Origin of the sequence: Psychrobacter sp. NPDC077938 (genome assembly GCF_044542635.1) — a bacterium.
GTDB lineage: Bacteria > Pseudomonadota > Gammaproteobacteria > Pseudomonadales > Moraxellaceae > Psychrobacter.
On the sequence record NZ_JBITUW010000008.1, the window covers coordinates 66,205 to 89,810 of the forward strand.

22 protein-coding genes are annotated in these 23,606 nt (G+C 43.1%); 9 read left to right on the forward strand and 13 right to left on the reverse strand.

What is annotated here, in order from left to right:
- Window positions 1-155: 155 nt before the first annotated feature.
- Window positions 156-1,067, forward strand: coding sequence for a uroporphyrinogen-III C-methyltransferase (cobA, locus tag ACIGBM_RS12685; RefSeq protein ID WP_397477990.1), 912 nt, complete (start codon window positions 156-158; stop codon window positions 1,065-1,067).
- Window positions 1,068-1,231: 164 nt separating this feature from the next.
- Here cobA and ACIGBM_RS12690 read toward each other — a convergent pair whose 3' ends face one another.
- On the reverse strand, window positions 1,232-2,119 hold the full coding sequence (locus ACIGBM_RS12690) for a LysR family transcriptional regulator (RefSeq protein ID WP_397477991.1): 888 nt from the start codon (window positions 2,117-2,119) through the stop codon (window positions 1,232-1,234).
- Between the two features lie 170 nt (window positions 2,120-2,289).
- On the opposite strand from ACIGBM_RS12690, the gene ACIGBM_RS12695 reads away from it, so the two are divergent.
- Window positions 2,290-3,429: an alkene reductase gene (locus ACIGBM_RS12695; protein WP_397477992.1), complete on the forward strand. Its 1,140-nt coding sequence runs from the start codon at window positions 2,290-2,292 to the stop codon at window positions 3,427-3,429.
- 109 nt (window positions 3,430-3,538) lie between these two features.
- The gene (locus tag ACIGBM_RS12700; RefSeq protein WP_191115288.1) at window positions 3,539-3,760 is read left to right on the forward strand and encodes a hypothetical protein; all 222 of its coding nucleotides are present in this window, start codon (window positions 3,539-3,541) and stop codon (window positions 3,758-3,760) included.
- 35 nt (window positions 3,761-3,795) lie between these two features.
- On the opposite strand, the gene ACIGBM_RS12705 is transcribed toward ACIGBM_RS12700, so the two are convergent.
- From ACIGBM_RS12705 to tnpA, 7 genes are all read right to left on the reverse strand, one after another.
- Window positions 3,796-4,263 carry a DUF305 domain-containing protein gene (locus tag ACIGBM_RS12705; protein WP_224737935.1) on the reverse strand — a complete coding sequence of 156 codons (468 nt, stop codon included), beginning with the start codon at window positions 4,261-4,263 and terminating at the stop codon, window positions 3,796-3,798.
- Window positions 4,264-4,306: 43 nt separating this feature from the next.
- Complete coding sequence (locus ACIGBM_RS12710; protein ID WP_397477993.1) at window positions 4,307-5,389, reverse strand: copper resistance protein B; 1,083 nt, start codon at window positions 5,387-5,389, stop codon at window positions 4,307-4,309.
- 25 nt (window positions 5,390-5,414) lie between these two features.
- On the reverse strand, window positions 5,415-7,115 hold the full coding sequence (locus ACIGBM_RS12715; RefSeq protein WP_397477994.1) for a copper resistance system multicopper oxidase: 1,701 nt from the start codon (window positions 7,113-7,115) through the stop codon (window positions 5,415-5,417).
- Between the two features lie 117 nt (window positions 7,116-7,232).
- Window positions 7,233-7,886, reverse strand: coding sequence for a DUF411 domain-containing protein (locus tag ACIGBM_RS12720; RefSeq protein WP_397477995.1), 654 nt, complete (start codon window positions 7,884-7,886; stop codon window positions 7,233-7,235).
- Between the two features lie 154 nt (window positions 7,887-8,040).
- The gene (locus tag ACIGBM_RS12725; protein ID WP_397477996.1) at window positions 8,041-8,634 is read right to left on the reverse strand and encodes a c-type cytochrome; all 594 of its coding nucleotides are present in this window, start codon (window positions 8,632-8,634) and stop codon (window positions 8,041-8,043) included.
- A gap of 194 nt (window positions 8,635-8,828) precedes the next feature.
- On the reverse strand, window positions 8,829-9,107 hold the full coding sequence (locus tag ACIGBM_RS12730; RefSeq protein ID WP_397477997.1) for a hypothetical protein: 279 nt from the start codon (window positions 9,105-9,107) through the stop codon (window positions 8,829-8,831).
- Between the two features lie 185 nt (window positions 9,108-9,292).
- On the reverse strand, window positions 9,293-9,691 hold the full coding sequence (gene tnpA, locus ACIGBM_RS12735; protein ID WP_058025812.1) for an IS200/IS605 family transposase: 399 nt from the start codon (window positions 9,689-9,691) through the stop codon (window positions 9,293-9,295).
- A gap of 74 nt (window positions 9,692-9,765) precedes the next feature.
- Between tnpA and ACIGBM_RS12740 the strand changes: the two genes are divergently transcribed.
- On the forward strand, window positions 9,766-11,073 hold the full coding sequence (locus tag ACIGBM_RS12740) for an RNA-guided endonuclease InsQ/TnpB family protein (RefSeq protein WP_397477998.1): 1,308 nt from the start codon (window positions 9,766-9,768) through the stop codon (window positions 11,071-11,073).
- A 111-nt stretch (window positions 11,074-11,184) separates the two neighbouring features.
- Here ACIGBM_RS12740 and ACIGBM_RS12745 read toward each other — a convergent pair whose 3' ends face one another.
- The gene (locus tag ACIGBM_RS12745; protein ID WP_397477999.1) at window positions 11,185-11,469 is read right to left on the reverse strand and encodes a hypothetical protein; all 285 of its coding nucleotides are present in this window, start codon (window positions 11,467-11,469) and stop codon (window positions 11,185-11,187) included.
- A 256-nt stretch (window positions 11,470-11,725) separates the two neighbouring features.
- Here ACIGBM_RS12745 and ACIGBM_RS12750 point away from each other — a divergent pair, with 256 nt between their 5' ends.
- The 3 genes from ACIGBM_RS12750 (at window position 11,726) to ACIGBM_RS12760 (ending at window position 15,330) form a co-directional block, all read left to right on the forward strand.
- Window positions 11,726-12,448: a heavy metal response regulator transcription factor gene (locus ACIGBM_RS12750; RefSeq protein WP_057760064.1), complete on the forward strand. Its 723-nt coding sequence runs from the start codon at window positions 11,726-11,728 to the stop codon at window positions 12,446-12,448.
- A gap of 1 nt (window position 12,449) precedes the next feature.
- Window positions 12,450-13,994: an ATP-binding protein gene (locus ACIGBM_RS12755; protein ID WP_397478000.1), complete on the forward strand. Its 1,545-nt coding sequence runs from the start codon at window positions 12,450-12,452 to the stop codon at window positions 13,992-13,994.
- Between the two features lie 208 nt (window positions 13,995-14,202).
- Complete coding sequence (locus ACIGBM_RS12760; RefSeq protein WP_397478001.1) at window positions 14,203-15,330, forward strand: M14-type cytosolic carboxypeptidase; 1,128 nt, start codon at window positions 14,203-14,205, stop codon at window positions 15,328-15,330.
- 191 nt (window positions 15,331-15,521) lie between these two features.
- Here ACIGBM_RS12760 and ACIGBM_RS12765 read toward each other — a convergent pair whose 3' ends face one another.
- The 4 genes from ACIGBM_RS12765 to ACIGBM_RS12780 form a co-directional block, all read right to left on the reverse strand.
- Entirely contained in the window at window positions 15,522-15,953 is a 432-nt protein-coding gene (locus tag ACIGBM_RS12765; RefSeq protein WP_298810842.1) for a DUF6789 family protein, read from the reverse strand.
- Window positions 15,954-16,375: 422 nt separating this feature from the next.
- Window positions 16,376-17,806 (reverse strand): patatin-like phospholipase family protein, encoded by a 1,431-nt coding sequence (locus ACIGBM_RS12770; RefSeq protein WP_397478002.1) that lies wholly within the window; start codon window positions 17,804-17,806, stop codon window positions 16,376-16,378.
- 278 nt (window positions 17,807-18,084) lie between these two features.
- The gene (locus ACIGBM_RS12775) at window positions 18,085-19,047 is read right to left on the reverse strand and encodes an EamA family transporter (protein ID WP_397478003.1); all 963 of its coding nucleotides are present in this window, start codon (window positions 19,045-19,047) and stop codon (window positions 18,085-18,087) included.
- A 244-nt stretch (window positions 19,048-19,291) separates the two neighbouring features.
- On the reverse strand, window positions 19,292-20,671 hold the full coding sequence (locus ACIGBM_RS12780) for a PLP-dependent aminotransferase family protein (RefSeq protein WP_397478004.1): 1,380 nt from the start codon (window positions 20,669-20,671) through the stop codon (window positions 19,292-19,294).
- Window positions 20,672-20,936: 265 nt separating this feature from the next.
- On the opposite strand from ACIGBM_RS12780, the gene ACIGBM_RS12785 reads away from it, so the two are divergent.
- Together ACIGBM_RS12785 and ACIGBM_RS12790 are read left to right on the forward strand one after the other, a co-directional pair.
- Window positions 20,937-22,118 (forward strand): MFS transporter, encoded by a 1,182-nt coding sequence (locus ACIGBM_RS12785; protein WP_397478005.1) that lies wholly within the window; start codon window positions 20,937-20,939, stop codon window positions 22,116-22,118.
- Window positions 22,119-22,376: 258 nt separating this feature from the next.
- Window positions 22,377-23,594, forward strand: coding sequence for an acetamidase/formamidase family protein (locus ACIGBM_RS12790; protein WP_397478006.1), 1,218 nt, complete (start codon window positions 22,377-22,379; stop codon window positions 23,592-23,594).
- Window positions 23,595-23,606: the final 12 nt, after the last annotated feature.

The window sequence follows — 23,606 nt, forward strand, 5'->3', positions numbered from 1 at the left end:
AGTCGTGTGGCACGTCGCTTGCAATCTTTTATATGCAATTATTGGTTGAGTGTTGTGTTATGAACAATCAGCCATTTTAGAATAGGGGTTTATTGACAACTTTGCTTGTGGTTGCCCATTTTGCTGTATTCACGCTGTTATCAGGAGTCACCACCATGACCAATATATCTGCCGCTACCTCAACGCATGAGACCTATCAGCTAATGGATCAACACTGCGCAGAAAACGTGCAAACTTGCACCAAAAGAGGCACTGTGCATCTGATTGGCGCAGGATCTGGTGACCCTGAGCTATTAACCTTAAAAGCGTGGCGAGTGATGCAGCGCGCAGAAGTGGTGTTATATGACAGTCTGGTGTCTGAGGATATTTTGGATATGTGTGCGAGCAAGGCTGAAAAGATATTCGTTGGTAAGCGCCGCGCCAATCATGCATTACCACAAGAGAATATTAACGAGCTACTGGTCAAACACGCGCTGGCAGGTAAAATGGTGGTTCGCTTAAAAGGTGGCGACCCTTTTATTTTTGGGCGCGGCGGCGAAGAACTGCAGGAAGTGGTGCGTCATGGCATTCATTTTGAGTCTATTCCAGGTATTACTGCCGCAAGTGCCGCTGCTAGCCGTACGGGAATTCCACTAACGCACCGTGACCATGCTCAATCGGTCAAGTTTGTCACTGCTTGCAAAAAAAATGGCGCGCCTAATAACGATTATAGTGAGCTAATGGACAGCAGCCAGACAGTTGTGTTTTACATGGGTTTGCACCGTTTGCATGAGATGACACAAGGGTTGATAGCAGCGGGGCGCGACAGCGAAACTCCTTTTTCTATCATTAGTCATGCCAGTATGCCAACGCAGCAAGTACTTATCGGCACATTAAGTGATATCGCTGATCAGCAAGCTGAAGCAAAACTACCAACCCCTGCACTATTGATTATGGGTGATGTGGTCACTTTATATCATGAGTTTGCAGACTATAATCTTGGCGCCATGGGTAAAGGTGAGTTTATTGATGTTGATAAAGTGATAAGCAGTAATGAGTTAATACCCGATTTGGAGAGTATTGGGTAGGATAACTATGTTTAAAAGACTGTTATTTTAAGAAACTGTTACTAAGGTAATTATGTGAACCTGTCCAGAATTTTGTGTAGGACCATGTTTAATCTAGATAATACTTACATCAAATTTAAAAACTTTCGATGTCGTTTCAAAGTTGGCTATAGCTAAGTTAATTACTATAGATTTCTCAACTGCTCAATTAACCAACGATGTATGCCACTGTCAGCAGTACGTGGATGCCATGCCGCGATGACTTTAAAAGTAGGCGGCAACGCTTCAACCTTAAGCTCTTTGACCTTACTGCTCGGCAATAGCCGCGAAGGATAAAACGCAATCATGTCAGTCGTGTGCAAAATATTGGGTACGGCCGAAAAGCTAGGAACCGACATCACAATATTTCGTTTTAGACCTTTTTCTGCAAACCATTGATCATGAGAGCCACGTAAATTAGCACGCGAAGGTGACACGACTAGCTGCGCGTGTGCAGCCACTTGCGCCAGCGTTAATGGCTCTGTGGTAAAGGTATTTTCACAACCCGTCACGCATAAATGTTGTTCTTCAAATAAAGTCACATACGATAAGTTATCAGGGATAAATTCAGGAAAGGTAATCAACAAATCAAGCTCGCCTGCTGCAATCAGCTGATTGATATTGTCTGAGGCAAAATCACGTACGATCAACTTCAAGTCTGGTGCGTCGCGTCGCGTAATATTAAACAATTGCGGTAATAATGCCTGCGTCGCATAGTCAGTCGCACTAATCGTAAAGATGCCCTTGTAGGTTTGCGGCATAAAAACCTCTGGCTCTAACAAATCTTCCAACTGCTTTAATATATGGTCAAGGGGTTGCTGCATCGATAGCGCCTTTGGCGTTGCCACCATGCTATTCCCTTGACGAATAAACAAGCGATCATCAAACACCTCGCGTAACTTACGCAGCTGCTCACTGATGGCTTGTTGGGTCAGCCCCATCTTGCGTGCGACTTGTGACAAGTTTTTTAGATCAAGCAGTGCTTGTAATACTCTAAGCTGCTTAATATCGAGCCGATTCATTCCATTCATCATGCATACCATTAATAGTTGTATCTTAAACAATAACTGGTTGTTTCTAATTGTACCCTCAAAACGCTATGCTGACTAACATTGCTTAAGTAGCCACTAAATGAGCTATTAAGCATCAAAACAGGCCGAATACCTTTAATAATAAGCCATCAGCTGCTTTAAAAGAGACACTTATGACACAAACCACTCTAAATACAAATACACTATTTTCCTCTGTAGAACTTGGGCCTTATACGCTAAAAAACCGCATCGTAATGCCACCATTGACACGCTCTCGTAGCACGCAACCTGACAATATCCCTAATGACTTAATGGCCAGCTATTATGCACAGCGTGCGTCAGCAGGCTTTATGGTGACGGAAGGTACGCAGATTGAGCCAAGAGGTCAAGGTTATGCTTGGACGCCAGGCATCCATTCATTAGCCCAAGTTGAAGGTTGGAAAAAAGTCACGCAAGCAGTACATGACAAAGGCGGTATTATTTTTGCTCAGCTTTGGCATGTAGGCCGTGTGTCGCACACCAGCTTGCAGCCTAATGGTGCTCAGCCGGTAGGGCCTTCTGATATTACTGCTGATAACGTCAAAGTATTTATTGAAACAGGTCCAGGTGAAGGCGCATTGGCCGATCCAAGTGAGCCACGCACCCTCAGTACCGATGAAGTTGGTGAGCTGGTAACGATGTATGCGACAGCTGCGCGCAATGCATTGGAAGCGGGTTTTGATGGGGTAGAGCTGCATTGTGCTAACGGTTATTTGGTCAATCAGTTTATTTCTGAGCATAGCAACACCCGTGATGATCAATATGGTGGGTCATTGACCAATCGTTTGCGCTTCTTAAAAGAAATCGTGGCTGCTGTCAGTGATGTGGTCGGTGCTGATCGTTTAGGCGTGCGTTTTGCGCCTTTGTTTGCGAGTACGGATGAGACGCGTGTGTATTTAGGCTTGGTAGAGTCAGATCCCCATCATACGTATATTGAGGCGATTAAAGTCATTGAGCAAGCGGGTATTGCTTATTTGTCCATTGCAGAAGCTGATTGGGATAATGCGCCTGATTTACCAGACACTTTTTATCAAGCAGTCAGAGAAGAATTTTCAGGCCGTATTATTTATGCTGGCAAATACACGGTACAAAAAGCCGTAAACATTTTAGAAGAAGGCTACGGTGATTTATTCGCGTTTGGTCGTCCTTTTATCGCTAATCCAGATCTACCTGAGCGTATCGCCAATAACTGGCCACTCAATGAAGTAGATCCTACCACGATGTATGGTGGTACCGATGTTGGCTATAGTGATTATCCTCGCTATCAAGAGTAGCGAAGCACTTAAACAATGAATAAGATAAGGCCATTAATGGCCTTATTTCTATTTACAAATTTAACGCTTTTATATAAGCAGAGGCTTAATTATCAGTCGGTATCATGTCATGAATCAGAACTCCAAAGACAGACTTATACGCATATTAATAGGATATATAGGGCTGTATCCAACGCTCCTAATTGTATTAACGTTATTGAAGCCTATAACTCAGGGTTTAAGCCTGCCAGTGGTGGTATTAATTGAAACCATCATACTTGTTCCACTGACACAGTTGGTGTCTTTCCCACTAGCAGGCTGGGTCATTGAGCGTCTGAGCAGAAAAGAGTGATCACTTTTCGCAGCGTTCACTGGTACACCATTCTCTTATTCAAGCTCATCAATCAACTGCTTCATTTCATCAATTTCACGCTTTTGGGCTTTTATAATATCATCAGCAAGCTGTTGCACACGCGGATCTTCAATATCAGCGCGGCTACTGGTGAGAATGGCAATCGAGTGATGCGGTATCATCGCTTGCATCCAATCGACTTGGTCGACCGTTGCTTGTGATCTGACGCCCCAAATACCAACAGCAAACATCAATACGCTCAGACCATAGATCATCAAATTGACCTTGGTCTTCTTATACATATTGGTCATAAATGCCAACATGACCACTGCCATACCGGCACCCATGTAAAGCGCCATATACGCTCGGGTTTCACTAAAGTAAATGTGATCCCACTGGTAGGTATTGAAGTACATCATGATATACATGATGACAGTCGATGTCAGAATCATTAAGGTGAATTTTACATAAGGGTTCATATTTTTTTGCTTAGCAGCTTCCATGATATGACCTCCATTGTTTTGTTAAATTAAAATGGGTAGACAGTTAAAACCAGAATTTAACTCCCGCAGTCAAACTACTGCTATCAACCGATTCATTTTCTTGACGTCGTTGACCACGAGCCTTGCCAAGCGCTGTCTCATAACTAACCCCCACATAAGGTGCTAGCTGGCGACTGAACGTCTCGTAAGTCAGCCTAACCTCAGCTTCCATCTCATTAAAGCCTTTGGTAATACCATTATCATGGTCATCTTTACTAAAGGCAGTCAATCCTACCTCTGGTATGACCACCCAACGCTGATCCAAACGCCATTCGTACTCTGCGCCCAAATCAAGACGAAGTTGACCATCGGTATATAAGTAGGCTCTCGCATCCGTTTCGATAAAATAAGGCGCGGTGCCGACAATACCTGCCATTATTGCAGCGTTATCGTTTTCAGTATCGTAAGCGACACCAGCTTCACCATTCCAAAAAATACTCAGTGGTTTCCAATAAGCAAGGGAGCTCAAGCTATCTATTTCTTTATCATCTTTAGTCTGAGCACTACCTTCCGTGCGTAGTCTTATACGATTGCTATCAGTACCATACCAACCTTCAGCTTCAAAGTTGATTTGGTCTTCATCAAACTGATAGCCCAAGTCGTCTACTGACACTCCCCATAATGGCATGCTGCCCATCATCATTGGCTTACCATACTGTCCGTAGGGAACCCCATTTGAATAGTCTGGACTGCGAGCATCGGCTGGTGGCTGCCCACCTTGCATACCAGACATATCCATGCCACTGTGATCCATATCAGATATATCGCCCGACATATCCATACCACTATGATCCATACCAGACATATCGCCCGACATATCCATGCCACTGTGGTCCATATCAGACATATCACCTGACATGTCCATGCCGCTGTGGTCCATACCAGACATATCCATGCCGCTATGATCCATATCGGACATACCACCTGACATATCCATGCCACTGTGATCCATATTGGACATATCACCTGACATATCCATGCCGCTATGATCCATACCAGACATATTAGCAGCCGTTGCAAACGATGATGTGAGCAAGACTAGCGACGACAAACCAATGAATGGCAGATTTTTCTTAGATATTTTCATAATAAGCCTCATATTCGAAGGTTTGTTAAACAACGGCAACTTCTCTAAACATACCGGCTTCCATGTGATAAAGCAGATGGCAATGCCACGCCCATCGTCCAACTTCTCCCGTCACATCAAAGCTAATCTTTTGCGCTGGCTGCACCACAATCGTATGTTTACGTACCTGAAAGTCTCCAAATGGCGTGCGCAAGTCGCTCCACATACCATGCAGATGCATAGGATGGTTCATCATCGTGTCATTAACTAAGGTGATACGCACGCGCTCGTTAGGCTTAATATTGACAGGCGTTGCATCCTTAAACATGACACCATCTAACGCCCAAATATAGCGCTCCATGTTACCCGTTAAATGTAGCTCAATCTCTCTAGTAGGCTTGCGCTGCTCTGCAAATATAGCCTCATCTACGGAACGTAATTGGTCATAAGTCAAGACTTTTCTATCAATATTGCGCAGGTTAATACCGGGATCATCGAGGTTCATACGTGGACTGTCGACACGCATGTCAGATTTAAAGTCATATTCGGTCTTAGCATGCTTTGCTTTGTAGCCTTTATCACCCATCGCACCCATCATATCGGACATGGTTAGCCATTCGATCTTGTCCATAGCCGGTATGGCAGCTCGCGTACCTTTTTTGGTCGCAAGCGTGGTCGCGACATAGCCTGAACGGTCGATATTTTGGGCAAATATCGTATGCGCATCTTGAGTAGGCGTGACGATGACATCATAGGTCTCAGCCACGCCAATGCGGAAATCATCAATCGCAACGGGTGCGACATCAATACCATCTGTTGCTACCACAGTCATCTTGAGACCCGGTATACGCACATCAAAAATGGTTTGCGCTGAAGCATTGATAAAGCGTAATTTAACGGGCTGTCCTGCTTTTACTAGCTGTGTCCAATTGGCCGCTGTGGTCTTACCATTCATCAGATAGGTAAAGGTCTTTTCGCCAGATAAATCAGTAAAATCCGTTGGCATCATGCGCATCTGATTCCACATTTTGCGCTTGTCATAAGCGGCTTCTAAATCTGTTGCGGCGATATCTGACAATAGTTTTTTGAAATCTGGCAGATGATAATTATCAAAGTCAGCGCGCTGTTTGAGCAACTTCAAGAGATTGTGTGGATCGCGGTGCGTCCAATCACTCAGCACGATTACATGGTCTTCTGCGACTGGATGACGCTCACGGCCTTTTGGCTCAATCACAATGGCACCAAGCATACCAGTTTGCTCTTGAAAGCCACTGTGTGAGTGATACCAATAGGTGCCTGATTGTTTAAGTTTGAATTTATAGGTAAAGGTGCTATTTGCAGGAATACCATCGAAACTGATACCTGGCACCCCATCCATCTCAAAAGGGACGAGCAAGCCATGCCAATGGATAGAGGTTGACTCATTCATCTGGTTATGAACACGGATAGTTACTGTATCGCCTTCTTGCATCTTTAGCGTTGGTGCTGGCAATGAGTCATTAATCAGTGTTGCCATACTCGACTTGCCATTGACGATAACGGGCTTCTTGCTGACATACAGGTCAAACTCATTCCCAGTTAGGATAGGTACGATATGGTCAGATTTATCACTGTTGACGGCTACATTCTGCTGGCCTTTACCGAGCGCACTATTGGCAATAGACGGTAGGGTGGACAGCATGGATGCCCCTAACAAGGTAGAAGATCCTGTCAAAAAACGCCTGCGGTTAAGCATAGTTTTGTTCATAATTATTCACCTGATTTATGTCCATAAAGTGAGAGTTGAGTCTGTATTTATCAGCTAAGCCTATGTCTTTGGCCGCTTATTAATAGAGCTGGATAAGCTATTTAAACGACAACCAAGCTAGATTTGCTGCTGCGGTGAGTCAATAGTTGCATAAATAGCTGTTGAACCATCTTTGTTAAGCTGCATCACTTTATATGGCATAAATTTATCTTGGTATTCCATACCTGGGCTACCGACTGGCATGCTCGGTACAGCAAGTCCGATCGCATCACTTGGCGGGTTTTTTAGGAACTGCGCCATATACTTTGCAGGGACATGACCTTCGAATACGTAGCCATCAGTAGTAACGGTGGTATGGCAAGAGCGCATTTGCTGCGGTACGCTGTATCGCTCTTTAAACAAGGACACGTCTTCGACATTCTGTGCAGTTGCGTTTAAACCATGACCTTCGGCATAACCGACCCATTCTTTGCAGCAGCCACAATTGGCATCTTTATAGACGATGGCTGAGATATTTTTTAGGATAGTTGATTGGGTATCTGAAGGAGCGCTGACTGGCATTATTTCAGTTGTGGGCTGCTCCGTGTGCGTAGTTTGCACGTTTTGCGTAGCAATAGTTGGCTCAGTCGCTGGTGTTGAGTCAGCAGCAGCGGAATTAGGTTGACTACAAGCGGCAATCGTTAATGATAATGGCAATACCATGATCGCCGAGAGCACACGGCCAGATATCAGATGATGTTCATTAATAAATCTATTAGTATAGCGTCTCATAAAACCACTCCCGAGCGTCTGTCTGACGATTAAATATTATAAAATTAAAGCCCTATCACTGGATAAAATAGCACTGGACAAAATAATGTTAGTAAAGCTTAAAACTCAAATCGCAAAAAGCAGCACTATTGAGCACTGCATTTTGTATAAAAAATCAATGTTGCATGCCGGATCCATCACCTGACATATCCATCTCACCATCAAATGACATATCCAACATACTATCGTCTAGCCGAGTCGTTAGCATGGTGTATTGGTTTTCATTTAAGTCAGGTAACGATCTAATAAAAGCGACCATCGCCCATATCCTGTCATCATCGTGAGTAGCGCCCCAAGCGGGCATGCCAGACGCCATAATGCCATGTTTAATCGCCCAAAAGCTTTGTCTGGCACCAGCCTCGTTTTGATAGCGCTTAACGACATCCGCCTCAGTAAAGTTAGGGGGCTTTGGATACATACCGCTATTTAAATCTGTGCTGTTGACGCCGGGAGACAAATGACAGCCTGCACACATATCTTTGTAATCTGCACCGCCCGAGCTGATCATTTCCGCCTTCTTTAAATTGGGAACCAAAATATTCTTACTGGCATGTTCAATTGAGCGTGTGCGAGCAGTTTCTAAAAAATCGTAAACCAGCGGACTATGAGCTCGATCAGCACCGATATTTATCATGCCACTAGTCACAGTAATAAAAATACCCGTAATAGCGACAAAGACAGTAAAAAGTATTCCTAACAAGAACTTCATAGGTTTGTCCTAAAAATCCATTTTCTTTAATATCCCATTACTGCTTGATCAGCTTCTCTAACAATATAGTCAAGTCTATATAAATCCGCTACAGCGTCATCCTCGCTAAGCATACTAATGTATAACTTGCACTCGGTTTCCTTGTATCGAAATTATATTGAACTGACTATAGTATTGAACTTATAAATTGATATTTAAGAGTCGCTATCGCTGCTCACACAGTGCTTTTGGTACATCGCTTTCATTTTGCTCATGTTAGCCATCATGGCTTTCATAGCAGGATCATTCATATCCATTTTGCTATGATCCATTTTTTGCATCATCTGCATATGCTTTTGCATTTTCTCACAGTTCATTTGGTCTTTTTCAGCATGCATTTTTGGATCGTGTGCCAATGCAGAGGTTGAAACAACTAAAGCTATAGCAGTTGCTACGATTGATTTGAGCAGTGGCATTGATTTGAATAGTGACATGGTAAATCCTTATTTGATTTGGTATGTAGTCGAAAAGACTTTAAGATATTAAGTTACTTTAAAGCATACTTTAGTGATTCTGACAGAGAGATGACGGTAAGATTACAATTCTGTCATCCTACTATCAAAAAAACGAAAGAGGACTCCACCTGACATTAGGGTGGAGGTGAATTTCGCATCACTGGTTAGCCTCGCTGGTTCTGAATATATTGCTTAATAATATCTAATGCCGCACCGCCACAAGAGCTTGCAAAGTAGGAGCGTGACCAAAGCACAGGCTTGGAATAAGCTGCTCTTAAATCAATGAAATCACCCCTCATTCGTCTACTTGTGACTGACTTCAAGTTATTAACCAATTTGCTTAATTGCACCGTTGGCGGGTACTGGATAAGCATGTGGATATGATCTGTCTCACCGTTACATTCTTTCAACTCAGCATCAAAACTTTTACATACCTCAGCAGCACACTCACTGAAATAATCATGATGCAGCTCACCTAAAACTTTTTTTCGGTACTTAGTGATAAAAACCAAATGAACGTGGAGGTTAAAGGTAGCATGGCGGTTTTTATATACCTCACTCATTGCAATAAATATCCTTAAATGCTAGTATTATAAGCATAATATCAAATACACACTCATTAATAAATAACGCATTTATGAAAATCAACAAAGCGTATAAATTTAGGCTTGAGCCTAATGCGGAGCAGGAGATTGTTCTAAATAATCTTGTCGGCTCTGCACGTTTTGTTTGGAATCAAATGCTAGCGATCTCATTTGAGATGTTTGCTAAAGATGAGTTTATCAATGCCACGAACCTTGTTAATAAAATCATGGATCTAAAGAGCAACCCTGATTTCGAGTTCTTAAAAACCAGCTCAAACGCTGTATCTTTACAACAAAAAGTACGTGATCTGGCATCGGCTTGGTCGCGTTTCTTTGATCCCAAAGTACATGCCAGATTGAAAGAAAATAAAAAGAAACCTCGCAAACCCAAGTTCTTTAAACTGGCTGATGGCACAGAAATCCAGCTACGCCCGTTGATGCCAAAATTTAAGCGCAAATCAGATGGGCGTGACTCAATTCGCTTGGTTCAGTTTGACAAATACTGCCGTGTTGAGGGCAATCGAGTAAAACTACCGAATGGCGTGGGCTTGGTGAAGTTTAGAAAATCGCAAGACATCATCGGCACGGTTAAAAATGTCACCATTAGCAAGAAATCGGGGCACTGGTATGTGTCGTTTGGCACAGAGCGCGAACTGGATGAGAACCCACGCCATCCTGCCACAAGCGCCATTGGCTTGGACGTTGGCATCAGCAAACTACTCACCACCTCAAACGGTGAATATATTAAACCTAAGAATAGCTTTAAAGCCAATCAACTCAAACTTGCCAAGCTGCAACGAGGGCTAGCAAAGAAAGTAAAATTCAGTGAGAACTGGAAAAAGCAAAACCGCAAGATTCAAAAACTCCACAGCCACATTGCCAATATCAGACATGACTACTTGCATAAAATCACCACCAGCATCAGCAAAAGCCACGCCATGATTGCTTGTGAAGATTTAAAAGTCGCCAATATGTCAAAATCAGCCAGTGGTACGGTGGAGAACAAAGGTCATCATGTCAAAGCCAAATCAGGATTAAATAAATCCATCCTAGATCAAGGCTGGGGCATGATGGTCAATATGCTTGAGTACAAGCAACAATGGCGCGGTGGGTTACTGATTAAGGTAAACCCACGATACACTAGCCAAACCTGCTCTGAATGCCAGCATATCGCTGTCGATAACAGACAAACTCAGTCAAAATTTGAGTGCGTCAAATGTAGGTATGTTGCGAACGCTGATTTTAATGCGGCTCGTAACATATTAGCGGCAGGACATGCCGTTTTGTCTGCGGAGGGAGGATGCAGTAAAGGTCGCCCGTTGAAACAGAAAATAAGCGACCTTCGTGAGAAAGTCGCCTAAGAGCATCTGCTTTTAGAATCCCCCACTTGAGCTTCGCGAAAGTGGTGGGAGTGTGTCAATTATGGTTTTTAATGTTGTCAGTAATCCTTTAGTATGACATCAGAGCTGATGTTACTTATCGCTACCATATTTATTGATAAAGTATTTTTCAGACTGTAGATGTTGATCTTTGTGTTCAATCTCACAAGCCACTCTCGCATCGATATAACTTTTCATTTGTGAATTTGAGAGCTGAGCATCGTTATGATCCAAGTTTTTTGCAAACTCAGTCACAGCATCGCAGTTGTTGATGATTGAAGTGCTTAGATCAGTCGTATGCGCATTGGCAGTGGTAGTACCGATAAGTATAGATACCGACAGCAGTGTTAATTTTTTTAATGAACCGTGAATTTTCATATAAAACCTCTTTTGTAAGTTGTTTACATTGATTACCGATAAAAATAATTCATCGTAGCTAAGTATTGGATAGTAGCTAAGGATTGAATAGTAGCTAGGCATTGGAAACGAGAACCTATGTACCGTTTATATAGGTTAGCAAAATAAAACTGACAGTCTGATTACGAGCACATGACATCTTTGTCAGTTACCCATCAATGTTGTCACCTGTGCTGGTTAGAACGTTAAACAATCATGACCGTATTGAGGAATTACAATGAAAGTACTGCTGGTAGAAGATGAATTGAAGCTTGGCGAGTATATAAAAAAAGGCTTAACCGAGGCTGGGTTTATCGTGGATCATCAGCTAACAGGATTAGATGGCTATCATGCATTGATGACGGAAGAATTTAGCGTGATATTGATGGATGTGATGCTACCTGACGTTAGTGGTTTTGAGCTGGTGCGTAATTACCGAGCGGCAGGCAAGCATACACCTGTGCTATTTCTAACCGCAAAAGATGACTTGAGTGACAAGATAAAGGGGATTGAGATTGGTGGTGATGATTATTTGACCAAACCTTTCGCCTTTGCAGAATTGATCGTCAGGATGAAAAGCTTATTACGACGTGCCAATCAAGCCGACTATCAAAGTACGATTATGCAAATAGCGGATCTCAAGATGGACATTGGCAAGCGCACGGTGCATAGAGGAGATAAGCCTATTAAGCTCACGGCAAAAGAGTTTTCCTTACTACAGTTTTTATTAGAGCGCCGCGGTGAAGTGCTTCCACGCTCAATCATCGCCTCCCAAGTATGGGATATGAACTTTGAAAATGATACCAATGTGATTGATGTGGCGATAAGGCGTCTTCGTATAAAAATAGACGATGATCATGACGCAAAGCTGATTCATACGGTGCGCGGGATGGGCTATCGGTTAGAAGCGGTCGATACAGCGCTTGATAGCAAACCATCTCACGAAGCTGGCAATGTCTAATATGAAATATAGGTTTGATAATCGGCGCTTGCCGCTATTATGGCGTACTGTGCTGTTGCTCACGATATTTGTTGTTATATCGCAGGTTATTATTTATATATGGATACAGCGTTCTGTTAAAGGCCATTTCGAGCAAATGGACGCTGAGATTATGACCCATGCGGCTTTTAATCTACGTAAACGAGTGATAGATAGTAGCCCTATAACTTCTCAAACCCTACCTAGCTCTCAAAATCCATTGAATAGTCAACAGCCGCTAAGAGCGGCACCTGACATAAAATTTGATGGAAATACTTCTACCGCAGTGATATCAGAGGAAGCTGATCATCAGCATTCTTCTTGGCTAGATTACGATCTAAAAACCATTATCGCTAATAAAGAAGGGCAGATACTGTCTAGTACACCCAATAACTTTGCTCAAGAGCTAGGGGAAGGGTTTAATCTGTCATCACTGAAACAAGATAATGATAAGCAACAGTTTGTGATGAATATCAACAGTCGATACTATCGAGCAATGGTCATTGAAGATGACAAAATGCTCGCGCTTATCGCATTGCCTATAGATGTGCATCATCAGTATTTATTACAGTTCAATCGTCAGCTTAGTATGATTTTGTTCGCGATTACCTTGTTGCTCGTCTCAGTAGCGGCATTGGGTGTGTACTGGGGTTTTGCACCTTTGGCGACCATCGTCCAAAAAATGAAAAGAATGAATCCTGACAGATTGGATGATAGAGTCACGGTCAGCGATATGCCGTTAGAGCTGCGACCACTAGCAGAATCTTACAATTCGATGATGGCCAAGCTTGAAAGTAATTTTGAATCATTGTCTCGGTTTTCAGACAATATCGCCCATGAGCTGCGCACTCCAATAGCGACACTCAGCACGCAAACGCAAGTCATGTTAAACAAACCAAGAACGGGTGATGAATACATTGAGCAGCTACACCATCAGCATGACACCTTAGAGCAGCTGTCGGCCATGATAAATAATATGCTGCTGCTGGCAAAAACCCAAAAAGGATTGAGTGACTCGCAAATCAGTCACGTGGATACGGACAGTTTAATCACCAAGCTCGTTGATTACTACGAAATGATTGCAGAAGACCGAGGTATCGCTATTGAAACCAAAGGTGAGTTTGGCGCTGTCTTAGGAGACAAAAGTTTATTACAAAGGCTCTTTGCTAACTTGATATCGAATGCGATTTATTATGCTGCTCAAGATAGCGTTATAACCATTACTGCAGATAAAATAAACTCAGATGAGATAGTGGACACAACGATAAGCAGTCTTCAACAATCAAAACAAGCCGTTCTACGAATGACCATCACCAACCAATTAGATGAGCCATTGACACAAAGTGAGGCAGATAAGTTGTTTGAGCGCTTTTATCGACATCATAAAACAATAGATCGCCATACAGGAACAGGTTTGGGTCTATCTATCGTACAGTCTATCGTTGGGGCGCATAACGGTAACGTCAGTATTACTATAAAAGACGATGATTACTTTCAAGTGAGTGTCGAGTTATTGACGGACGTTTAATCTTTTAGTAGTCAACGATAGATATTCAATCTGAATAGATAGATTTGGCAAGTGATTGCCTTGAAAACGAGCTGGTAATGACCAAGTAAATGTATGTCTAATGCCCAATATAAAGCTAGAGATTATTAAAAGGCAATAGGTAAAATAGTAAGTCGATAACGAACATAATACTTAAAACACAATCATAAAAATCAATTAGAGAATGACTATGCATATCACGGCTAATTTTGATGCAGGCAACATTGACATTATTAATGCAGATGACAAAAACGACATTCAATTAGCGATTCGTCCAGATGTTGGCGGCGAGTTTTTCCAGTGGTTTAACTTTCGTTTGTCAGGTCAAATAGGGAAGCAGTATGTTCTCAATATTCTGAATGCAGGAGAGGCGTCTTATCTAAAAGGGTGGGAGAACTACCAAGCGGTGGCTTCTTATGATCGTCAGCATTGGTTCCGTCTGCCAACCTCTTATAAAGATGGCAAGTTGACCATCGTGGCAGAGTTAGAATGCGAAACCATTCAGATTGCGTATTTTGCGCCTTATAGCTATGAGCGTCATCAAGATTTATTGGCCGCCGTGCAAGTGCATCCGCTAGTGACGTTAGAGCATCTAGGCGAAACGCTTGATAAACGTGACTTGACCCTAGTCAAAATAGGTGACGGTGCTGCCCACAAGCGCAACATATGGATTACCGCCCGTCAGCACCCAGGTGAAACGATGGCTGAATGGCTGATCGAGGGCTTGTTGTATAGCTTGTTAAATAGCGATAATGCAACAGGAAAACAGTTACTAGACAAAGCAAACTTCTATATTGTACCCAATATGAACCCCGACGGCAGCGTGCGCGGACACCTGCGTACTAACGCTGCCGGAACCAATCTAAACCGTGAATGGCAAAGTCCAAGCTTAGACAAAAGCCCTGAAGTGTTTCATGTGATTCATAAAATGGAAGCGACAGGCGTTGATCTGTTTTATGATGTGCATGGTGATGAAGCATTGCCTTACGTATTCCTCGCTGGCTCGCAAGGGACGCCAAGCTATAGTGACCGTCTCGCTGGTCTGCGCGATAGATTTTCAGAGGTATTAAAGCTGGCCAGTGCTGATTTTCAGTCTGAATTTGGCTATGAGATTGATGCACCAGGTGCTGCCAATATGACCGTTGCCACCAATTGGGTAGCAGAGCGTTTTGATTGCCTTGCTAATACGTTAGAGATGCCATTTAAAGACAATGATAATCTGCCCGATGAAGAGATGGGTTGGTCGCCAGAGCGTTCTATCAAATTAGGCGAAGCATCACTGGTAGCAATGCTAGCTGTCGTGGATGATTTACGATAACTATAGAAAAAAAGCTGCAGAAAATAAAAAGCTGCTAATGATGGCCAAGTGTTTTAGTGGTCATCGTTAGCAGCGTATTTTAAATACTTATAAAGGCACTTAAATTTATACTTTTAATGTCACTTTTTAATGTTGATTTTTAATATCGAGTTTCAATCAAATATTCTTATAGCTGATTGGTGTTTAAGTTTTTAGTGTGCGGCAACCAGCTTGGCATAAACTTTGCCCAATACTACACCAAATACGAGATGTAGCATAAGAGTAGCGATGGGGATCATAATGCCGCTTGGCATAGATAAACCAAATAAGCCATTGCCCATCATAGGCATAATAGCAATCATCATCATAAACCAACCAATTGCACCTACCATTGCGCCAGTCAGCGTAAAGTTCTTACTTCTATCCGTACCTGCTATCAATGCCATGACGATACCATAGCCGATCGATCCGATCATAAAGTGAGCAATCCACGCTATTATGTGACTGCCACCCATCATCGATGCAAGCATCGCAATAATATCTAAATCAGGCATGAGGCCTATTGCACTTTTTAGCATGAGAAGTAGCGACATAACGATGGTCGCGATAAAAGCAGCTATTATTCCAGCCATATATTTGTTCATAGTAGTCATTCCTTTTTCAGGTTTGAATCGTTATTATTTTCTTAACGTTTTTAATTTTGGTTATTATCCAGTCGTAATACATTGGAGATAGACGGCCGCTTATATATACGGTAGAGATATTGAAGAATATGGGTAATCTTCAAGACTATCGTGTACTACCTGCCAAGTATTAAAAACCCCAATATGTATTGTTTCTACGATAAAAGGTCTTGAACAGTCATTCAAGTAATTTTGAGTAATCGTTCAATATTACTTGTAACCACAAGCACGCTATGAATATTCAGTTAGAAGAGAAATGAGATGAATATATCAGGCAGAGATAGAAAAATGCGGTAAATATAGGCTGGCATGCTATCAGTCATGATGCTGCTAAGGAATTTTGACAGTCACGCATACTTGGTTATTGGCAAGCACGATGACGGTCATTGGAGGGCATTGCGGAAATTTTGAAACTCTTTAGATTGTTCAAGTAAATCACTGCCCAAATAGCGTAAGTCATCTACTTGTTCAGGTTGTAAATGAAAGGTGGTCGGCATGGCATCGAACTTTGCACGCTCTGTTTTATCTTTGACTTGATCGAAGGTTAATACGGAGAAATGCACTTCTACCTGAGGCGCACTTGCAGGTCGCTGAGCATTTACATGCTCTCCCCATTGTAAAAACTCTTTTTTGGCCAATGAGACAGTTTCGTTATTTAGTGTGCCTAGTGCGACTTCACTCGCCGCTGAAATGGTATCAAGAAAACTCGGGTCTTTATTTTCTACTGACCACTCATGCTCTGAATAGGTCTGAGCATTGGCCACAACGACCAGTACTTGTCTGACTTGGCGTAATTTCGCAGGACTGAAAGCGCCTGCCATGTTGGGCACATCGCCATATTGGGTCACAGGACTCATCATTGAGCCGCGCACGCCAAGATTATCGGTTACCCCGCCATCTACCAAGCGCACTACTGGCATCCGCTCTGGCTGCGAATACCGATCTAACGCGCGAGCTATCGCATAACTACGCGGCAAATGACTGTCTTGATTTAGTGCGTCATTGACCCAAGGCTGCGAGCGCTGCGAACAATCAGAAAAGTTGTGTAGGGCAATAGGGGCAAAGATGCCAGGGACTGAGGAAGAGGCCATCACCGCATTGGCAACTGGGTAGCTTGATAAATCCGAACACAAAAAGTCGAACTGTTGCTGAGTAAATGAAAAAGTCATGGCGTTGTTTAGATCACTTGCATTTAGGATAACGTAAGGCAATTTTCCACGGCTCATATCAGCAAAGGTCTTTTGTTGAAATAGACTGTTGTCTAAATTGTTAGCCACCAAATCCCCACGATTGTATTCAGAACTGCTCATCGCTATTAGGCTTTGCGGACGTATCGCAAGTCTAATCAGTCGTGATTGCCAGTCTTCATACAAGAATTCTGGAGCAAATTTCTCAAAAATGTCATCGCCAAATAGCCCGTAATATGCTGCTGTGTAGCTCCCGCCAGATACCGAAGAGATGACATCGACTTCATCTAATAGTCGGCGCTCTACGCCATTGATAGTTACTGGTGTATCACGTAGCTTTTCTAGCACCCCGTAGCTGAGTGCTGCTGCCCGTGTACCACCGCCAGAAAAGGCAAGTACAACAAAGACTTCGTCTGAGTTTTTTGGGAGGTTGTTATGAAAATCATAGCGAGCAGTGCTCTTCTCTACAATGGGCTTGTTCCAGACTCGTTTTGCGCAACCAGTGAATAACAGCGAGATAATAATGATGATGAATAGAAAAAACGCAAAGCATAATCGAGGTGAAACCATCAGCTTTGAGAGTTTCTGCAGCAGACGATCATAGTAAGTCGGTATGTCTATACGCATGCAAATCACCTCAAAGTTTGTAGACTACGGTGCGCTCTGTATTTTTTACTTGATGACAGAGCAAACCACGTCAGTTTTCGACTTCCATGTCGGTTGTGACTTAACACTTAAGAGCAGTAAACTTAAGAGCAGTGGGCATCTTCTAAATATGACGTATATAAAACAAAGCTGATATAGATTGATTTCTTACTAGTATCAGTCACGGTGAGCAATTTAATTACTATGAATAAACCTTAACTGGACGATAATAGCGAGTCAACATAAAACTGAGTAACCATTCAAATAGCCCTTCTTTTCATTTTCATCTTCACATTTGCTAATAGCAGCCCTGATAAGATCAACATCATGGCCAGCATCTTCCACCAAGTCACCACTTCTCCTGTGAGTAGTACTGAGGTCACCATACCGAATACGGGCACCAATAGTGCAAACGGCATAACCTTGGACGCGGTATTTTGACTGAGTAAGTGTGCCCACAGACCAAAGCCAATTAAGGTTGAGATATAGACGATAAACCCAAGTGAGAGCCAAGACTTGAGTGATGCTTCAGTAAACGTCGCCATCTGCCATGCATCAGTCTCAAATGTAAGAGAAGATATCGTCAACATCACGCAAGCAATGAGACCGCCCCAGACTACCAGTGCTAACGCAGATAGAGCAGAGGCTTTATTTTTTCCAGTGCTAGATGGGGCAACAGATACCCTTGTTCCTTGCTGCCTCTCTTGTAGGGCAGCTTTTTCTGAGGCCTGTTTTGATGCTTGCTTGGAGGCAATATTACCAAAGCTCCAACCGATGGCAGCTATCAGGATACAGATGAACCCTGCCAAAGGCATATCACCGCCAAGGTTTAACGCAATCACGCTGAGTCCTAGTACACCGACCAACATACCGACGATTTGCATGCGGCTGACTGCTTCGCCCAATATAAAGTATGCTAGCAATACCGTGATAAAAATCTGAATTTGTAGCAGTAGTGCCGTCAGCCCCGGGGATGAACCCAGATGCATCGCTGTAAAGACAAAGGCGTACTGCATGACAAATGTACCGATGGCATAAATAAACAAGGTACGGTTGAATTTAGGCGGCTTTAGAAATAAAACCAGAGGCACAGCAGTAAAGAAAAAACGCAGGGCGGTAAGCATCAATGGCGGAAAGCTCTCAAGACCCCACGCAATAAAAGTGAAATTTACGCCCCAGATAAAGGTAACCAGTACAGCCAATGCAGTATATATAGGGGACATATGAGCTATCCTAGAGAAATAGTATCCGTTGTCGGAAGTGATTAGATTTGATTGTGTTTGGCTGATATTTAGGCTTAGAATTATAGTCGAAAGGTCACTATATAATAGGACGGTACTAGCACCATAGTCGATTCAATTTAAAAGTAGTACAAGGCAACCGACTATAGATGTACATGTGATACTTCAAGCGAGGTTAACGCTGTAATACTTTTATAGTGGAATGACTATACAAGTCTCTGATTGGTCAGTCTAACGATTGAGCCAATACCTCGAAAACTTTTGAATGATTCATCTGTGCCACATTGAACCGCATAAAGTTCTCAGCATTGTCCGATTGGCTAAAAACATTGCCCGGTGCCAATACCACACCCTGTGATAAGCAGCGATTGGCCAATTCGGTCGCATTATTATTCTCAGGTAATCGGCACCATAGGAACATACCTGCTTGTGGGAGCAGCCACGGTACGATGCCTAATTTGGCCAATCGTGGTAGCGTATGAGTATGCGCGCTTGCCAGCCGAGTATGGATATCATTCATATGCTTACGGTAGCCGCTATCAGTCAGTGCTGAGAAAACAACAGCTGCCGCCAACTTACTGCCACCAAAGCCAGTCGCTATCTTTAAATCTACCAAGCTCTCAACCCATTCTATAGGCGCTGCAATATAACCACAGCGTAGGGATGCGGATAACGTTTTAGAAAAACTGCCGATATAGAATACTCGTGATAATCCATCTAAAGCCGCCAATCTCGCCGCAGGCTTGACTTCAAAATCTGCAAAAATATCGTCTTCGATAATGTACAAACCAGCAGTCTGAGCCAATTGTAATACACGGTATGCCGTAGCAGGTGATAACGTTGCGCCCGTAGGATTATGAATGGCAGCATTGGTGATGTATAGGCGCGGCTTATGCTCATCTAAAATCACTGCAAAGGCCTCTACATCTGGCCCGTTTGGCATATAAGGCACGCCAATCACTTTGACCCGATGGGCAAGCAGCTGTGCTCGAAAGTTAAAATAGCAAGGATCATCGACGACAACCGTATCACCCGGCGTTAGTAAAAATCGAAAAATCAAATCTATCGCCTGAGTGCCTGAATCCGTCAATATGACCTGTGATGGCTCTGCATTGATACTCAATCCTGCCATACGCCGCGTGAGTAGTTGACGTAATGCTAACAGTCCTAGCGGCGTTGCATACTCACTGATAATAGACGCGTCAGCTTTTGCCACATTTCGCAGACCACGGCGTATACCTGCCTCAAATAGCCAGTCCGCTGGCAACCACCCACAGCCTGGCTTTAGTGCACCATCGGGTGGCTCCAGCGACTGCCGTGATACCCACAATGGATCTACCACTCGATCAATTTTCGGTGCTATATCTGTCAATGTTAGCGGCGCTGTCGTCTCTGCCACATAAAACCCTGCACCAGGACGGGAGTAAATAATGCCCTCAGTTTGCAGGCGTTCATAGGCTTCAACCACCGTAGAAGGTGAGAACCCATAATCTTTGGCAGCGGCACGGACGGAGGGTAGTCGCGACTCTGGCATGTAGATAACGGTCGCTATTTTCTCTTTTACGTCAGCCATGACAACTTCGATGCGTGTTAGCTTCTTATTCATATTTTTTACAATTTTTGGTAAGGCGGCTTTTATGAAGGTCTTATCTCAAGGTTACAACTAGGACAGTATATTGATTTGATGTTCGAACTGTATGGGTTCTATAGACCAAACAGTTCTGTCTAATTGTACTGTATTGTATATAGATAACCTACTGTGCTTTTGTTTTAATTATTGAACGTAAACGATGTGGAGGTAGGTGTGATTCTATTGTGAAACGTACTTACCTCAGTCAATTCAACGATTATTCTTCAAAAAGCAGCGATATATGACTACAAAAAAATATAATAAATATCTGGCCTTTGCCTTATGCGTGATAACGACAAGCGTCAATATCCAAGGGCCACTTTATGCCGTTTACGCACACAATGATGGCTATGGCGTACTAGCAACTACGATAGCGTTTTCCTTTTATGTATTAGGCGTCATACCTGTATTGTTAGCTTTTGGTGGATTGTCTGATCGAATTGGACGGCGCAAGGTGATTTTAATCTCTCTAGCCCTATCGGTAGCAGCGACGGCTCTTATGTTGTTTTATCCGTACACGCGAGCATTAGCAGTAGCACGATTCATACTTGGTGTGGGAACGGCTCTAATGGCTGCTACGGCGACTGCCTATATGATTGAGCTGCTCGGCTCAACAGATGCGATGCGTGCGACAGCGTGGGTAACGGCCAGTACAACGATAGGTTTTGGTCTTGGCCCTGTATTGACGACGGTTTCTTTGATGTTTTATGAAACCGATCAGCCAGCCAGTTTTTTCTTACTGCTAGCGAGCGGGCTGCTCGCTATGTTTTTGTTATATCAATTACCAGAGACGGCACCTAAACGCACTAATTTGCCCACCTCTATGCTACGGCTACCTTATTTTAACCGTGAGGTCATCTGGTATGGCAGCGGTATTTTGATTTGTTGGGCGACGACAGGATTGGTATTGTCAGTTATTCCCTCAGTACTGGCCACGCATGGACTCGCTAAATATGCAGGGATATCCTCTATGTTAGCCATCAGTTGTGGATTGATCGTTCAGCCAATCGCCCGAAAACTTGACCCTCAAGTTTCAAGCAAGCTTGGTCTTCTGATCTTACTACCAGCTTATGCTTTATTGGCTTGGGGGACGTTGAATGCCAATCTACCAGTGATTCTTTTGGCGGCATTTTTGGCCAGTACTAGTTGCTATGGCTTTGTCTATTTAGGCGGTATGTTAGGAGTCGCACGCTCTGCCGGCAATGAGCAGGCACGTGCAAGTGCAGGCTATTTTCTGATGGCATATATAGGGTTTAGTGTACCCGTCATCTTTACTGGTTTGATTGTGGATAGGTATGGTCCTGCTACTGCGTTCTACGCCTTTGGTGTGTTTTCATTAGTTGGTGTGATTGTCTTATTTGCCAGTCAACCTATATTGAGAATTGGACGTCGTTCGAACGCCAATTTGCATAGCGTGTCTTAAAATAAGATTGATAATGCAGTTCTCTATCCATTATCTTTTCATTTAATATTTTTTAATTTAATACCTCTGCACGCAATGTCTATGCTCTAAAATAATGCTCTTTTTTTGCTGAGGCACCACGATAAAGCAAACAATTGTATCAATATAGTGCTTTTGCCACTAAGTTTAATAGAAAACACCGTTTTGCCCATGGCATAGAACTTGCCCTTATACAGGTATGACAATATTGTCATGTTTTAACTAAAGAGGGTATGTTCTATGTTTAAAAAAACCATTCTTTCACTGTTTATTCTAAGCGCGTTTGGTATATCAGTATCCCAAGCAGAAGACTTTACGGTTCTCAAGCAAATAGCAGATAAACCTACTCAGTTGAGTAGTGGTGAATATAAAGGCAATTACTATGTACCTTCTACTTTAGACACCATAACATGGGGATATTTGCCCAACAGAGACGCCAGCCCCGTTATGTCTGTTACCTCTGGTAGTGTGGTGACTTTTGATACCGTCTCACACGAAGGTTTGCTCGAAGATCAGGGCCGTGATGCAGCAAAATACTTTAAGTCAAAAGGGGTCAAAGACGACTTTATTTTAGATGAAGCAAAAACAATAACAAAATCAAAATTAAAACATGACTTTGATAAAGATGGTCCACATATCGTGACAGGCCCTATCGAAATCAAAGGGGCGCAACCAGGCGATATCCTAAAAGTAGAAGTCATCAACGTTGAGCCGCGCGTGCCGTATGGTGTCATCTCTAACCGCCATGGCAAAGGCGCATTGGCAGGCGAGTTTCCCAAAAAAGCAAAACAAGACAACGCGTCTGCCGCTCACCCTGAGCGCTACGGCAATGTCTCCGTATTTACGCCTATCGAAAAAAATGCCAAAGGTGAATACGAAGGTATCCTAAAAACAGATTCTGGTAAGTCTATACGTTTTCCACTCAGTCCATTTATGGGTCTAATGGGTGTCGCAGCAAACACCTCAGAGCGAGTACATTCAGTTCCACCTGCTATGTATGGTGGCAATATTGATATCAACGAATTGGGTGCAGGGGCAACGGTTTATTATCCGGTACAAGTGGCAGGTGCACTGTTTTATACAGGTGACAGCCACTTTGCCCAAGGCGATGGCGAGGTTGCATTGACTGCCCTTGAAGCATCTGCTCGCGCCACTTTTAAATTTACATTGCTAAAAGCAGGTAAGGATAAGATTCCGGGTAAAGAGATTGCGCAACCTTTGGCAGAGAATGCTGAATTTTGGATCACGCCAGGGCTAGATGAAGATTTGGATGAGGCGATGAAGAAGTCTACTCGTGAAGCGATTCGTTTCTTGAATCAAGAGTATGGCATTGACGAGGCGATCGCTTATGCTTACCTAAGTGCAGCGACAGATTTTGAAGTATCGCAGGTCGTGGATAAGACCAAAGGTATTCATGCCAAAATTCGTAAAGCAGATTTTAAAGAGTTTGAAAAATAGTAAGAACTAACA